At 70.6% G+C, this 15,237-nt stretch carries 6 protein-coding genes and 1 pseudogene; 5 read left to right on the top strand and 2 right to left on the bottom strand.

Annotated elements, in window-relative coordinates; genetic code table 11:
* Positions 1 to 85: 85 nt before the first annotated feature.
* Positions 86 to 7,648, bottom strand: coding sequence for a LamG-like jellyroll fold domain-containing protein (locus tag ABZ570_RS25545; protein ID WP_358068576.1), 7,563 nt, complete (start codon positions 7,646 to 7,648; stop codon positions 86 to 88).
* Positions 7,649 to 7,916: 268 nt separating this feature from the next.
* Between ABZ570_RS25545 and ABZ570_RS25540 the strand changes: the two genes are divergently transcribed.
* The 4 genes from ABZ570_RS25540 (at position 7,917) to ABZ570_RS25525 (ending at position 12,194) form a co-directional block, all read left to right on the top strand.
* The gene (locus tag ABZ570_RS25540) at positions 7,917 to 8,426 is read left to right on the top strand and encodes an FBP domain-containing protein (RefSeq protein WP_358068573.1); all 510 of its coding nucleotides are present in this window, start codon (positions 7,917 to 7,919) and stop codon (positions 8,424 to 8,426) included.
* A 153-nt stretch (positions 8,427 to 8,579) separates the two neighbouring features.
* Positions 8,580 to 10,775 carry a catalase/peroxidase HPI gene (gene katG / locus ABZ570_RS25535; RefSeq protein WP_358068570.1) on the top strand — a complete coding sequence of 732 codons (2,196 nt, stop codon included), beginning with the start codon at positions 8,580 to 8,582 and terminating at the stop codon, positions 10,773 to 10,775.
* 126 nt (positions 10,776 to 10,901) lie between these two features.
* Positions 10,902 to 11,273: an ankyrin repeat domain-containing protein gene (locus tag ABZ570_RS25530; protein ID WP_358068567.1), complete on the top strand. Its 372-nt coding sequence runs from the start codon at positions 10,902 to 10,904 to the stop codon at positions 11,271 to 11,273.
* A gap of 9 nt (positions 11,274 to 11,282) precedes the next feature.
* Positions 11,283 to 12,194 carry a GNAT family N-acetyltransferase gene (locus ABZ570_RS25525; RefSeq protein ID WP_358068564.1) on the top strand — a complete coding sequence of 304 codons (912 nt, stop codon included), beginning with the start codon at positions 11,283 to 11,285 and terminating at the stop codon, positions 12,192 to 12,194.
* Positions 12,195 to 12,616: 422 nt separating this feature from the next.
* Here ABZ570_RS25525 and ABZ570_RS25520 read toward each other — a convergent pair.
* Positions 12,617 to 14,092: pseudogene (locus tag ABZ570_RS25520) on the bottom strand (hypothetical protein); the annotation flags it as partial.
* A 300-nt stretch (positions 14,093 to 14,392) separates the two neighbouring features.
* Between ABZ570_RS25520 and ABZ570_RS25515 the strand changes: the two are divergent.
* The gene (locus ABZ570_RS25515; RefSeq protein ID WP_358068561.1) at positions 14,393 to 15,073 is read left to right on the top strand and encodes a DUF305 domain-containing protein; all 681 of its coding nucleotides are present in this window, start codon (positions 14,393 to 14,395) and stop codon (positions 15,071 to 15,073) included.
* Positions 15,074 to 15,237 lie beyond the last annotated feature (164 nt).

Genomic DNA, 15,237 nt, shown 5'->3' with positions numbered 1-15,237 from the left:
CTACCGACTCACCACCCATCCAAGATCACGATCGCCGTGAAAGGCCGAGGCTAGCGCTGCGCCCAGGTCCGCAGCGGTCCGCCAGCTATCTGATCCACCGGGTCCGCCGGCTGCAGCCCCGGTGGTAGCCGCAGGCGGTGTACCCACCGGCGGCCGGCCAGGCAGCCCGCTTGTCCCACCTGCCCCACCACTTCTCCTTGCGCTGCAGCCGCCGCTGGTCGCGGATCTTCTTGTTCCGGGCCTTGATGATTTTCCGCTTGTCCTTCTTGGCGCCGCGGTAGCCCTTGGCCTTCCTGATCCCCCTCGAGATCTTGCGGGCCTGGGCCGCCTTGCGCATCGCGCCGAGGCCGCGGAACACGCTACCTCCGCCGGGGATCGCTCCGATGATGTCGAAGGCGGCGGCCCCGTACCGGCGGGCCTTGATGTTCTTGTACGCGGAGCGGGCGGAGAAGCCGACCGCGGCGGCGCCGAACACGATGTTGAACGGCGGCGGGGTGAACAGGGACACCGTCGCGCAGACGAACGCGGGGTTCTTCCGGACGAACCGTACGGTCTTCCGGAACCCGCTCTTGATCTTTCCCCACAGTGATCTGCCGTCCAGGTCGTTGCAGTTGACCGGGTCCGCGGAGCAGTAGTCGTACGGACCGGCGCTGCCGCCGTCGACCGGGTCGACCTGCAGGAATCGGCCGAGTACGGGGCTGTAGAGGCGCACCCCCATCAGGATCAGCCCGCCCAGCGTGTCACCGGAGCGCTGCTTGCCACCCAGCCAGCCGTAGCGCTGGCTGGCCTGGCCCTCGGCCGGCACGCCGAACTCGTCGTAGTCGAACACCTGCGGCTCGGTGAGATCCCGGTCGACCGTGACGGCGACGTCGCCGTGCAGGTTGGTCAGGTGCAGCAGCACGTCGCCGTCGCTTGACGTGGTCGCCACCAGGTCGTCGTCCAGGCCGGAGACGTTGCGGGTGACCGCGCCCGTCGCGGTGTCCTCGACCACCCAGCTCACGTCGTCAGAGTCGTCGGCGTAGTGGTTGAGGCGGGAGGTCGAGGTCACCCACGCGTCGTCCACCAGCGTCTGGCCGGTCACCCCGAGGAAGCGGTGGGCGGGATCGAGGGTCCACGTCTGCTTGGCGTCGCCGACCTGCTGGCCGGCGATCAGGTCGTTGACGTAGTAGGTGTTGGTCAGCCCGCCCGGCAGCGCGGTGGTGCGACCGAACGCGTCGTAGGAGTAGCCCGCGTCGGTGATCCGGTCGGCGCTGTCGTAGGTGTGTCCCTCCTGGGCCGCGACGGTGCCCTGCTGGCACTCGCCGTTCTCGGCCGGGTCGTAGCTGCGCTTGTCGGTCCGGTTGGTCCGGCTGTCGTAGGTGTAGGCGCGGGTCACACAGCCACCGGCCATCGCGGAGTCGTGCTGGACGCGACTGAGCCGCCCCTGCCGGTCGTACGAGTAGACCTTGCTACCGCCGGTGTAGTCGTGGTTGACGACCTTCCCCGCGCTGTTCTCCACGATGGACTCGGAATAGAGCACCGCGCCGTCGGAGTCGTGGGTGTAGGTGCGTTCCACCGGCTCCTGGTTCGCGTCGAGCCGGTCGCGACGGGTCACCCCGCCCGGGTAGGTCATCTCGACCAGTTGCCCGTCCGGGGAGTACCTGCCCATGAAGGTACCCGCCACGCTGTCGGTGACGCTGGTGAGCAGACCCCGCGGCTCGGCGGCCCGGTTGTAGGTGAGGGTCATCCAGCCGGTCGGGTCGGTGACCTTCGTCGGCTTGTCGAACCGGTCGAACTCGGTGACCGTGGCGGCGCCGGCGGCGTCGGTGTACTTCATCAGCCGACCGAGCTGGTCGTACTCCCGGGTGATCGTCGCGTTGCCCTTGCGGGTCGTGGCGATCGTCCCGTTCGCCGGGTCGTAGGTGGTGGTCACCTCCTCGATCGCGGCGCCCTCCGTCGAGGTGATGCTCACCCCGGTGCTGCGGCCGGCCGCGTCGAACGTGGTGACGGTCGTGCGGGTCTTGCCGGCCACCGTCTCGACGGTCTCGGCCGCCTCGCCGTACCGGTCGTAGCGGGTGACCCGCCGCTCGGGCAGCGTGCTGGTCATCCGGTCCGGGTCGTGCCCGGTGACCGCGCCGACGGGCCGGTGGACGCAGGCCTGCCCGGCCCACTCCGGCCGGTTGCCGCACGCGGCGTCGCGTGGGTTGGCGCCCGCGGTGTAGTAGATCGTCTCGCGCGCCCGGGCGTCGCTGCCGCTGGAGCCCAGCCCCCAGGAGGAGGTGGCACGGCCGGCGGAGTCGAAGACGCCGTACGCGGTCAGCGGGGTGCCACCGGATCCGGCGTCCGCCGTCATCGACGTGTACTTCTTCAGCGTCCACCCGGAGACACCGCCGTTGTGCGCGTCGTACCCGTAGCGGGTGGTGCGCTGGTCGGCGTCCGGGTAGCCGACCACCTGCGCGCCCTCGAGCTCCGTGGTGAGCAGGTTGTACGTCGCCCCGTCCGGCTTGCCCTCGTCGTACCGGCGGATGGTGTGCGTCCGGCCGATGACGGACGCGCCGGCGGGCACCGCCGCAAGCGGACCGCTGCCGTCGGGGTCGGCCAGCCCGTCCTCCACCACCATGGTCATGGTGGGGCCGAGCGTGTCGAGCAGGGTCAGGCCGTCACTGCTGTAGCGGTTGACGGTCGACAGGGCCTGCGCCCGCGACGCGGTGTCCGAGCCGGAGAGGCCCAGCTCGTCGAGGTAGGTCGCCGCGTCCGGCAGCGTGCCCAGGGCGAGCGCCCGGTCGGTGGCCGAGAGCGTCCGGATCACGTTGCCGAACCGGTCGTACTCCTCCGTGTCGATGTGCCCGCCGGGGTTGGCGGTGTTCACCTCCTGGCCGTTGGCGTTGAGGTAGTGCACGGTGGCGTAGGGGTATCCGGACGTGCCGGGCGAGGACGGGGTGGCGTTGTTCCGCCCCGGGTTGTCCTCCGGATCGAACACGGCGGTCGCGTCGGTGGGCACGTCGGTCTGGCCCCAGGTCGCGGCCGCGGCGGCGCTGAGGTCGTACGGGCCGCCGGCCGCCCTGGTCAGCGGCACGCGGTAAACGACGTTGCTGGCCACCTCGCCGTCGGTGGTGCTCTTCGTGCCGACCTGCAGCGCGGCCCGGCGTACCCGCAGCAGCCGTCCGGGATCCTCGTCCCCGGCGAGGGTGGCGACCTGGGCGGCGGTGAGGGCCTTGCCGTAGATCCGTACGTCGTCGATGCCCCCCGCCCATGCGTTGGTCGGTAGTCCGTTCCACAGGGAACGGCCGATCGCGTAGTTGCCGGAGCCGTTCCAGCCGCCGGTCGCGGCGGTGGTGGACTGGGCGATCCCGTTGACGTAGAGGGTCATCTTCCCGGTGGCGGTGTCGTAGACACCGGCCAGATGGGTCCACTGCCCGAGCACGGGGGCCGCGTTCGAGTAGGCGCGGATCGGCGTGCCCGTGCTGCTGTCCGAACTGATCCGGCCGAACGCCCACCGGTCTTCGAGCTGCACGTAGTTGAGCAGGAACGCCGAGGTGTACGAGCCGTCCCTGGACAGCACGGTCCGGTTGGTGGACCGGTCGGTCAGCCGCACCCACGCCGAGACCGTGTATGAGGCGGTGTTGGACAGGGCGGTCCCGGCCACGGAGATCTGCTGCCCGCTGACGCCGGTGAAGTTCGCGGCGCGGTCGGCCGGGTTGTTCGGATCGTTGCCCTGGGCCCAGTTCACCCCGGAGGCCATGGTGCCGTTACGGCCGGCGCCGGAGGAGTCGGCGACGGTCGTGCCCGAGCCGGCGTCCAGATCCCAGCGCAGCGCCGCCGAGTCGACGTCGGGATTGCCGTGGTCGGCCGTCCACGGCAGCTCGCCGGGGGGCGTCGTGCTGTTGACCCGGCCGGCGGCGTCGTAGCCGTACGCCGTCTTCAGTGCCGGGCTGATCCGCGGATCCCAGACCTGGCGCAGCTGGCCCAGGTTGTCGTACGCGTACCGGGCGACCTCCACGGCGGTGACCGCGGCGGCCGTGGGGTCCCAGCTCCACAGCTTCACGGCTGACACCCGGTCGGTGTAGTCGCCGAACACGGACTGGCTGAGCCCGGAGGTCGTGCTGGTGGCGTAGACGTACTCCAGGACCTCACAGCCGCGTGCGGGCGTCGCGCCGGTGCACCGGTTCGCGTCGTCCACGCCCGGCTCGACCGGGCTGATCACCTTCTTCAGCAGCGACCGGCCGCCGCTGGTGTCGTAGAGGTAGCGGGTGGTGCTCGACGAGTCCGGCGTCCACGACGAGTCGAGCGTCCACACCCCGCCCTGCTGAGTGAACTCGCTGACCGTGCCCTCGATGTCGGTGAGCCGGTAGGCGGTCGAGCTGTACTTCGTCAGGATCAGCCCCTCGGCCCCCGGCTCAGGGGTGTACGAGACGCCGTCGGCGTCCCTGGAGAAGGTGATCCAGCCACCGTCGACCGTGTTGACCTGCGCCACGGACGGCTGCGGGAAGGTCAGCGTGGTGTAGTCGACGGCGGCCTCGTCGTCGCCGCTGCTGACGCCGCCGGACCAGGCGGGACCGAACGGGGCCACCAGCTCGGTGACGGAGAGGTTGTCCCAGTAGACCTTCTTGCCGGATCCGCCCTGCATGCCGTTGTAGAGCCGGAAGAACGCCTCGGTGGCCCCGACGGGCACCGCCATGTCCACCGACAGCTCCTGCCACCCCTCCGTGAAGCCGGCCATCGGCGAGGCGACCTCGACGTAGTTCGTGCCGATCTTGTAGAAGCCGACGATGCGCAGCCCCCGGTTGGCGTACCCGGGGACCAGGCCGGTGCTCGACGGCACGAAGATCCAACCGGTCATCCGGTACGTCTTGCCGGCCGCCATGCCGAGGCGCAGCCCGCCGTTGTCACCGCCGACCGCCACGTACGTGTCGTTGCTGGTCGTCGTCACCGGGGTGATCTCGAGCGAGGCCACCGGGGTGACCTCGCCCTGGCCGCGCGCCGTGGAGCGGACGGCCGAGCTGGTGCTCGCCACGGTGAAACCGGTCAGGTCGGTGGAGATCTGCTGCTGGTTGGCGGTGAGCCGCTCCGGCATCCGCTGCCAGCCGGTGCCCGCGTCACGCGAGGCGGAGCTGCGCGTCACGGTCAGGCCGAGCACGTCGACGTCGGTCTCGCTGAGCGAGAAGTCACCGGTGAGCAGGTTCACCTCGCCCGGCCCGATCGGCTCGGACGCACCGCCACCACCGGAGGAGTCCACCGTGATCCGGACCCACGGCGTGGTGTAGACGGGCGTCGTCGACGTGTTGGTGTAGATCTGCGCCCGCAGCTCGACGACGCCGCCGACCAGGCCGAGGGTGTCCGTGGCGTTCCAGATCGCGTGCCCGCCGAGGCTGGACAGCGTCACCGGGCTGGCCGCGGTCGCGGTGATCGGCGTGCCGGCCGCGTTGGTGAGGTTCGCCGAGGGCACCGGCAGGACCGACCCGCCCGGGCCGCGCCGGTACTCGAAGTACGCCCTGGTGTACCCCGCCACCGGGGTGGTCACCTGCACCTTGGTCCGCCGCACCACGTTCGCCCCGGGCAGCGGCTGGGCGAGCGCCGCGTTACCGGCGTCGAAGACGTAGCTGTTGGCGCTGGACAGGTTGCCCGCCGCGTCCTTGGCCTGCACGGTGAGCGTCCGGCGCCCGTCGCGCGGGGCGATCGTCACCTTCGTGGTGCCGGTCGCGGCCACCGTCGTCGCCGACGACTCGTAGTCGAGCTTGTAGACGAACGCGGCCAGGTCGGTGGTGCCGGAGGCCGGGGTGAAGGTGAACGTGTCCGGCTGCTCCGCGCCGCCGTGCGGCTGGCCGTCGTTGAGGTAGATCGTGGCCGAGACGAACGGCACGCCGGGCTTGTCGGTGTCGATGGTGAGGTCGGTCCACCCGGTCCAGGCGCTGTAGCCGTACGGGTCCTTGGCGCGTACCCGCCACTGGTAGGTGGTGTTGTTCGCCAGGTCCACCGCGACCTGCCAGGAGGCGGTGGCCCCGTTCGTCCAGGCGGGGCTGCCGGAGCGCAGCCCCGAGGTGGCGACGGTGGCCGAGGTGGCCTTGTTCCGTACCTCGAACTCGGCCTGCAGGGTCTGGGTGGTGTTCGAGTCGGCCAGCTTCGCCGACAGGGTCGGCCGCAGCGACGCGGTGCGCGCTCCCGCGCCGCAGGCCGTGTAGCACGGCGCGACGGCGAGACCGGTCGGCGCGGTGGGCGGCGTGTTGTAGGTGATGGTGACCAGCGGTGGGTTCGCGCCCTCCGCCGAGTGGAACCTCTTCCACGAGCCCTGCGTCTCGGCCGTCGCCCGCACCATCAGGCTTGTGGTGGGCCAGTGCGAGCTGGCCGCCGACTGCAGCGCCTTGGTGACGTCGACGTAGACCCAGCCGTCGGCGCAGGAGGAGCTGTACCCCTTGGTCTCGGTGGAGGTGCCGGCCTTCACCCGCGCGGTCGGCTGGTTGGTCCAGCGCGCCGAGGAGTCCACGTAGTCCGTCTGCCACGCCTCCCACTGGTTCGCCGTGCAGGACCACGAGTGGTAGTTCCACAGCTTGAGCTTGGCGCTGGTGATCTGGGCGTCATAGATGCCACTCGTGGTCAGCCGCAGGTACGACCGGGCGGTGCCGGTGGTGCCGCCCTCGCTGTAGTAGCCCAGCTTCAGGTCGCTCGAGCCGGACTGGTCGCTGGTGAACCCGTTCTGCACGAAGGCGTCGAACGCCGGCGACAGCGACGTCGGCGGATCGATGGTCACCGGGAACCTGAGATCTTCCCGGGCCAGGAACTCCGCGTCCGGCGTCAACTCCAGCACCGACCGGCCGGCGCCCTTCGCCACCGTCCGCAGCGCCACCGGGCCCCGGCGGACATGCTCCAGCGACTGGGGCAGCACCTCCGCGTCCCACATCTCCGGCGTCTGCGCCCGCGCGACCGCCCGGCCCGACCGGTCCTTGAACAGCAGCCCGCCCATGCCGTCGCCCGCGGCCGTCAGCTTCCCCGTCCGCATCGGCAGCGACAGCTTCCGTACCCGGGCCAGCGCCGCCCGGTCCTTCACCACGAACAGCTGCTGGTAGCCGGTGGCGTGCGCCTCGAACACCAGGTCGACGCCCGGCAGCACCTCCGGGTAGGTCGCCGTCCGCCCGGACAGCACCGGCCGCGGCAACGGACCGTTCCACGACACGCTCGTTCGCGCGTCGCCCTCCCCCAGCGACACCACCTCGTGCTCGCCCGCGCCCGTTGCCGCGCCGGCGAACCGCAGCCCACCCGGATGGCCCTTCGGCGTCACCGAGCCGTCCGGCTGCGGCACCAGGTCCAGGTCCACGGCACGCCACTCGCCGCCGTCGACGAACCGCACCGGCGCCAGCGACCGCTCCTCCGTGTACGTGCCGTCCGGATTCGCGAACACCTGGGTCGTCTCGCTGCGCCGGTTCGACACCTCCACCCGGGCGCCGCACAGTTTCGCCGCGACCGCCGCGGACGCTTCGTCCGCCCGGTCAACCGGGCAGGGCGACTTCCCCGCCGCCGGGGCCTGCCGCTGCGGGGCGGGCACCGCCGCCCGAGCCGGCGCCGCGGGCGCCTCGATCAGGCCGGCGGTGAGCGCGAGCATCAGCGCGTACGCCGTCCAGCGCCACCACGTCGGCACCCGACCGGTCCCCATCCACCCGAACACCTGTGACCGCACCGCACCCTCCCCTATGGACATGGCCATCGGACCATAGGCGGCCGGCACGGTGCGGGTACACCGATAGGAGGTTACAAATCCGTATAGTGACGGGGACCTCGGTGTGGTGCGCCGGCCGTGGGCCGCCGGTCAGGACGGGGATCGTCTGGCGGGAGTGGCGGCCGGCCAGCACCGGGCCAGCCGTTTCGGCCCGGCCACCGCGGCGGACCTGCTCGTACCCGTGAAAAACGGATGACCGCGGGCCGGACGACCGCCAGACTTGCCCGTCGTGCAACCACTCGACGAGAAGGACATCCGGAACTCTTTCATCAACTGCAGCAGGGGCGAGGCGAGCCGGATTCGGATGCCCGCGGGCTTCGGCGAGGGCATGGTCCCCTGGGCCGATCTGGATTTCCTCGGCTGGACCGACCCGGGCGCCCCGCTGCGGGCGCTGCTCGTCGTGCCCGGCGACGACGGGCCGACGGGCGTGGTGCTACGGCGGCCCGCGGCGTACAAGCCGAGCACGCTCCGGTCGAGCATGTGCCGGATCTGCCTGACTGATCACACCGCGTCGGGGGTGGCGCTTTTCGTCGCGCCCCTGACCGGGGCTGCCGGGCGTAAGGGCAACACCGTCGGCGAGTACCTCTGCGCCGACCTGGCGTGCTCCCTCTACGTGCGGGGCAAACGGCAGCCCAAGATGCGGTTGGTCCGCCGGGAGGAGACGCTGACACTGCAGGAGCGGATCGACCGGACGATGACCAACCTGGCGGCCTTCACCAACCGCATCGCCGCCGGCTGACTCCGGCCGCCCCGCATCTCATCGCACATGACGGGTTAATGGTGCATTCCGGAATAGTTGGGCATACTGCCTATTGTGGCCGGCCTTCCGGTGTGTTCCCGGGCACCAGCAACCAGTTGACGGAGACGAGAGATCGACAGGAGAAGGACCGACGTGTCTGAGCGCGGCAGCGAGAGCGAGAACCCAGCAATCCCCTCCCCGACTCCGACGCCGAGCCGGCCGAGGACGAACCAGGACTGGTGGCCGAACCAGCTGAACCTGCAGGTCCTCCACCAGCACTCGCCCAGGGCCAACCCGATGGGCGAGACGTTCAACTACGCGGAAGAGGTCAAGACCCTCGACGTCGACGCGCTGAAGCGGGACATCTTCGAGGTGATGACGACGTCGCAGGACTGGTGGCCGGCCGACTACGGCCACTACGGGCCGCTCTTCATCCGGATGAGCTGGCACGCCGCCGGCACGTACCGGATCGAGGACGGCCGCGGCGGCGCCGGCGACGGCGCTCAGCGCTTCGCGCCGCTCAACAGCTGGCCGGACAACGCGAACCTCGACAAGGCGCGCAGACTGCTGTGGCCGGTCAAGCAGAAGTACGGGCCGAAGATCTCCTGGGCCGACCTGCTGGTCTTCGCGGGCAACTGCGCCCTGGAGTCGATGGGGTTCAAGACGTTCGGCTTCGGCTTCGGGCGGGATGACGTCTGGGAGCCCGAAGAGATCTTCTGGGGGCCCGAGGACACCTGGCTCGGCGACGAGCGCTACAGCGGTGACCGGGAGCTGGCGGGCCCTCTCGGCGCTGTGCAGATGGGGCTCATCTACGTGAACCCGGAGGGCCCCAACGGCACTCCGGACCCGCTTGCCGCCGCCCGGGACATCCGCGAGACCTTCCGCCGGATGGCGATGAACGACGAGGAGACGGTCGCGCTCATCGCCGGCGGCCACACGTTCGGCAAGACCCACGGTGCCGCCCCGGCCGAGTACGTCGGCCCGGAGCCCGAGGGCGCCCCGCTCGAGGAACAGGGCCTGGGCTGGAAGAACAGCTTCGGCACCGGCAAGGGCGGAGACACGATCACCAGCGGGCTCGAGGGTGCCTGGACACCCACCCCGATCACGTGGGACAACAGCTTCTTCGAGACCCTCTTCGGCCACGAGTGGGAGCTCACCGAGAGCCCGGCCGGCGCGAAGCAGTGGCGGCCGAAGGGCGGTGCCGCGGCCGACGCGGTGCCCGGCGCCCACGACCCCTCGGTCAGGTACGCCCCGATGATGGCGACGACGGACCTCGCGCTGCGGGTCGACCCGATCTACGAGCCGATCTCGCGGCGCTTCATGGCGAACCCGGACCAGTTCGCGGACGCGTTCGCCAGGGCGTGGTACAAGCTGCTGCACCGGGACATGGGGCCGGTCTCGCGATACCTCGGCCCCTGGGTCCCCGAGCCGCAACTGTGGCAGGACCCGGTCCCGCCGGTCGACCACGAGCTGATCGACGCCGGCGACATCGCCGCCCTCAAGCGCACCATCCTGGCCTCGGGACTGTCCGTCTCCCGGCTGGTCGCGACCGCCTGGGCGTCGGCGGCGAGTTTCCGCGGCACCGACATGCGGGGAGGGGCCAACGGCGGGCGGATCCGCCTCGAGCCGCAGAAGAACTGGGAGGTCAACGAGCCGGCCCAGCTCGCCACGGTGCTGCGGACGCTGGAACAGATCCAGCAGGAGTTCAACAGCTCGCAAGCCGGTGGGAAGAAGGTGTCGCTCGCCGACCTGATCGTGCTCGGCGGATGCGCCGCAGTCGAGCAGGCGGCCAGGAACGCCGGGCGTGAGGTCGAGGTCCCGTTCTCGCCCGGGCGCACCGACGCCGCACCGGAGCAGACCGACGTGGAGTCGTTCGCCGTGCTCGAGCCGAGGGCGGACGGGTTCCGCAACTACCTGCGCGCCGGGCAGAAGCTGTCGCCGGAGACCCTGCTGCTGGACCGGGCCAACCTGTTGACCCTGACCGCTCCCGAGATGACGGTGCTCGTCGGCGGCATGCGGGCCCTGAACGCCAACGTGGGGCAGGCACGGCACGGCGTCCTCACCGACCGTCCCGAGGCCTTGACGACCGACTTCTTCGTGAATCTGCTGGACATCGGCACGGAGTGGAAGGCATCCGCCTCGGCCGAGAACGTGTACGAGGGCCGGGATCGGGCCACGGGCGAGGTCCGGTGGACGGCCACCGCCGTCGACCTCGTCTTCGGTGCGAACTCCCAGCTCCGAGCCATCGCGGAGGTCTACGCCAGCCGCGGCGGGCAGGAGAAGTTCGTCCAGGACTTCGTCGCGGCCTGGGTCAAGGTCATGAACCTGGACCGCTTCGACCTCGCCTGACGTGCCAGGGACCGGCGGACCGAGCGCGGCCAGCTCGTGGCCGGTGGTTGACGATGAACGCCCGACAGCGCAGGAAACTCACCTCCCGGCTGATGGCGTCGCTGCAGTGCGACGATCCCCCGGGCCGTGCTCACGGCTCTGCGCAGGGGGGCGGACCCGAACGCGGCAGACCGCGACGGCACCACGCCCCTCTACCGGGCGTCCGTGCAGAACAGGCCCGTGGCTGTGCGGCTCCTCCTACAGGCCGGCGCCGACCCGAACGTCGAGAGCGGGCACGGCGAGGAGGGCACACCGCTGACGGGCGCCGCGGCCTGGGGACACCTCGACGTCGTACGCGAACTCCTCGCGTACGGCGCGGACCCGAGCCGCCGCGAAGACCACGGAAGCGGCCGGTCGCCGCTCGACTGGGCCGTCCGAGGCGGCCACCCCGAAACGGCCGCCCTGCTCGTGGCCGCGGGTGCGGAAATCCCCGTGCCCGTCGGACGCCGCGACGGTTAGCGTACGCGGATGAGCGCACCCCGGAGGACCGGCTCACGCCTGCAGTTCTGCCCGGGTCCGGGCGAGTTCCTCGCTGCGGCCGGTGACCACCTGGCCGCCGACCCGGTCGTCAGCACGGTCGTGGCCGGGGTCGCGCACCGGCTGGCGGCCCAGCAGGCCGATGGGATCGCGCAGCCCGAGCGCGACTGGTGGCTGGTGGTCAGGGATGCCTCGGGTGCGGTCGTCGGTGCCGGAATGCGGACAGCGCCCTTCCCGCCGTACCCGCCGTTCCTGCTGCCGATGCCGGACGAGGCGGCCGTCGCCCTGGCTCACGCCTTGCACGAGCGGGGTGAGGAGGTGCTCGCGGTCAACGGGGCCCTGCCCGCCGCCGAACTGTGTGCCGCCGAGCTGGCCTGCGTCCGCGGCGGCCAGGTCCAGGTCAGCCAGCACACGCGGCTGCACGAACTCGGCGAGCTGGCGTACCCGGCGCCGGCGCCGGGCGGCCTGCGGGTCGCGACCGAGGACGACGTGGACCTGGTCACGGAGTGGTTCGGTGCGTTCATGGGCGACGCCGACGAGCAGGCGGGCCGCCCGCGCGGTGCCAGCGCGGGCGAAGTGCCTGATCGTGCGGAGCTGCGGCGGCGGCTCCGAGCCGGACGGATGTGGTTCTGGGTCGACGAGACCGGGCAGCCGGTGCACCTGACCGGCGCCAACCCACCCTCGTTCGGGGTGGCACGGGTGGGCCCGGTGTACACGCCGCCGGCCCAGCGCGGGCGCGGCTGGGCCAGCAACGCGGTCGCCGAGGTGTCCCGCCGGCTCCAGGCCGAGGGTGCGCGGGTGTGCCTGTTCACCGACCAGGCGAACGCGACCGCGAACAGGATCTACGCCGCCCTCGGCTACCGGCCGGTCGTCGACATGGCCAACCTCGTCATCGTCCGCTGATGCCGAACGCGGCGCGATTGACGCCGGCCCACCGGCAACCGGCGGCGTGCCTCCCCGAACTCCCGGTTACCCCGGAGGCAGGGCTCCGGCCCGGCGGATCTCGCCGGGCCGGAGCCGTTGTGCCGCCGACGGGCCGTGGATCAGCTCGTCGTCACGGATCCGGTGACCTGGCTGTCCCGCACGGTGCCGCCGATGGCGTTCACCGAGCCGTTCACGGCGCTCTCCACGATCGACACCACGGAGGCGTCGGTCGCGGTGACCGAGCCGTTGAGGGTCGAGTTGAAGGTGATCAGGCCCGCGCCCGGCGCGACCTTGGTCGCACCGTTGACGGTCACCCCGTCCAGGCAGGTGATGCCGGACGTGATGTCGAGGCCGCCGTTCTGCCGGTTGCGCAGCACCTTGGTGCAGGCCGGGTAGCTGGGCTGCGTCTGCACGTTCAGCTCACCGAAGGAGATCGCGCGGGCGTTGTTCGTCCGCGGGTCGTCCAGCTTGAGGACGTCGAGGCCCTTCTGAATGTCGTTCGAGTAGATGTATCCGTTGTGGTAGTACGTCGACCAGGCGCCACCGAGGATGCGGCGGGTCTCCGAGAGCGGGCCCCGCTCCCAGTAGGCGATCTCGACCGGGTTGGCCGAGTCGGTGAAGTCGATCACCGAGATGCCGCCCTGGTACCACGCCTGAACCATGACGTCGCGACCCATGGCGGGGATCAGGGAGCCGTTGTGCGCCACGCAGTTCTCCAGCGTGGTGTTCAACCGCGGGATCTTGAAGTAGCTCTTGAAGACGAGCTTGCGGTCGGCACCGGACCCGACGATGTCGTAGATCGCGTCCGCGCCCTGGTTGGTCCGGTAGCTGCTGGTGCAGATAGCGCTGCTGCCGCCGCCGAGCTCGTCGGTGAAGATCACCTTGGTGCCGGCGTTGTTGAACGTGGCCGAGTGCCAGAACGCGAAGTTCGTGTCCCGGACCTGGCTGATGATCCGAGGCGCCTCCCGGTCGGAGATGTCCATCAGGACGCCGTCGCCCATGCAGGCGCCGGCGGCCAGGTCAAGATCCGGGTAGGCGGTGATGTCGTGGCAGCCGCTGGTGGAGTTGGCGCCGGTGCTTCCCGGGAAGAGAACCGGGGTGGCCACCACGGCAGCGCTGGTCGGGTCGTTCACCGGCACCTTGATGATGGAGATCTTGTCGTGTGGCGTCTTGCAGTACGCGGCGGTGCCCGACGGGCTGTACGACTGCACGTAGACGTAGACGCTCTTGCCGTCCTTGCTCGGCACCAGCGTCTGGGTGTGCGAACCGCAGTCGGTCCGGACCGACTTGATGTACCGCGGGTTCGCCTTGTCGCTGATGTCGAAGATCCGCACACCCTCCCAGTGGGCCGGGTTGGCCACGGACCCGATCGCGCTGGTGCAGGAGTCGTTGGTCCGCGGCTGGTCGACCGCGAGGAACAGGAGGTTGCCGAAGACGGACGGGTCGCCCTGCGAGCCGGAGCAGACCACCTGGCTGACCACCTGAGGCGAGGTGGGGTTGCTGACGTCGAAGACGTTGAAGCCCTCGTAGTTGCCGGCGAAGACGTAGTTGCCCTGGAACGCCAGGTCCGAGTTGTACGCCCCCTCGCTGGCGAAGCCGCCGAACTTCGGGATGTTGGCGATCTGCCGGATGTTGGCGGTGCTGGCGATCTCGTCGACGCCCGGGATGGTGTTGGTGGCGGTGACGTCGTTGGCCGCCTCCTCGCCGATGCAGTACTCGGCGAAGTTGTCTCCGGCAGCCCGGAACGATTCGCAGACGTCGGTGGACTCGGTGGCGCTCGCCGGTGCCGCAGCCGCGACGCCGGTGAGGAGAAGAGCGCCTGTGGCGGCAAGGCTGGTGGCCAGCCTTCGGCTCCCTCGTGGGGTTGGTTCGAACATGGATGGACACCCTTCGTCATGGGGTTGAGCAGGGTAGCGGGACGATAACCCGGCGCTCGACACAGGATTGTGACCTGGGTCACACTCAAGCCCCGCCTGCGGTCACGGTTCGGTGAATGTGGTGGGCGCCTGGCGGCGCGTTTACCGCAGGTGAGACCAAATCGAATCTTTTCGCTCCCCGCGATCTCCCGGCGCAGGTCAACGCCGCGTTACGATCCCGGCCATCCTTCGACGGACGGCAGGAGTCGAGTTGTGCTAGGTGTGCGGATCCGGGCTCATTTTGGGCGGTCGCGGGGGATTGTGCTGGCCGAGCTGGTCGTGCTCGCGTTGGTGGCCGTCGGGGTGGCGGCGGTCGCCTGGTGGCCCGACGACCCGCCGAAGCCGGCGGCGACGGGGAACCCGCCGGAATCGCTCGCCCTGCCCGGTCTGCCGGACGCCACCGCACCGGTGCTGATGCCCGGGGCCCCCGGTGAGCCGGCGAAGACCCTTGCGGCCAACGAGGTGTCGCCCCTACCGCGCCGGTCGCACAACAACGCCGACATCCGGTTCGTGACGATGATGATTCCGCATCACGAGCAGGCGCTCGTGATGGCCAGGCTGGTGGCGGACCGGGGAGAGAACCCGCAGCTCAAGATCATCGCTGACCGGATCCTGGCGGCCCAGGAACCGGAGATCAAGACCCTGGAGACCTGGCTGACAGACCGGGGCCTGGACCGGAACTCCGGCGGTCGCCACCAGCACGGCATGGCCGGCATGCAGTCGGCGGAGGCAATGGACCGGCTTGCCGGCGCCCGGGGCGCCGAGTTCGACCGGATGTTCGTCGCCATGATGGTGGAGCACCATCAGGGTGCGATCGACATGGCGAGCGAGGTGCTGGCGATCGGAGTCGACGGCATCATCAACGAGATGGCCAGCAGCGTCATCGCGGAGCAGAGCGCTGAGATCAACCGGATGCGCGAGGCACTGGGCACCACGAAGTAGGCCCGCTGGTCCGAGGAACATCCTCCCTCCGGGATCCCGTCGGGCTCTCGTGGTGGCTGACCTGCCGCGCGGCGAGTTGTGTGAGCCGTTCGTGGGCGTACTCGCAGATGACCGCGTGCTCGTACACGGCCCGGGGTACGTCGAGCCTGCTGTCCACTCGTACC

It is taken from the genome of Micromonospora sp. NPDC007271, from assembly GCF_040634005.1.
GTDB lineage: Bacteria > Actinomycetota > Actinomycetes > Mycobacteriales > Micromonosporaceae > Micromonospora.
This window is presented reverse-complemented; position numbering and strand designations above follow the sequence as displayed.

What these genes read in the sequence shown, in the direction of transcription:
- ABZ570_RS25525 (WP_358068564.1), top strand. Translation starts at nt 11,283, where the DNA reads ATGAGCGCACCCCGGAGGACCGGCTCACGCCTGCAGTTCTGCCCGGGT.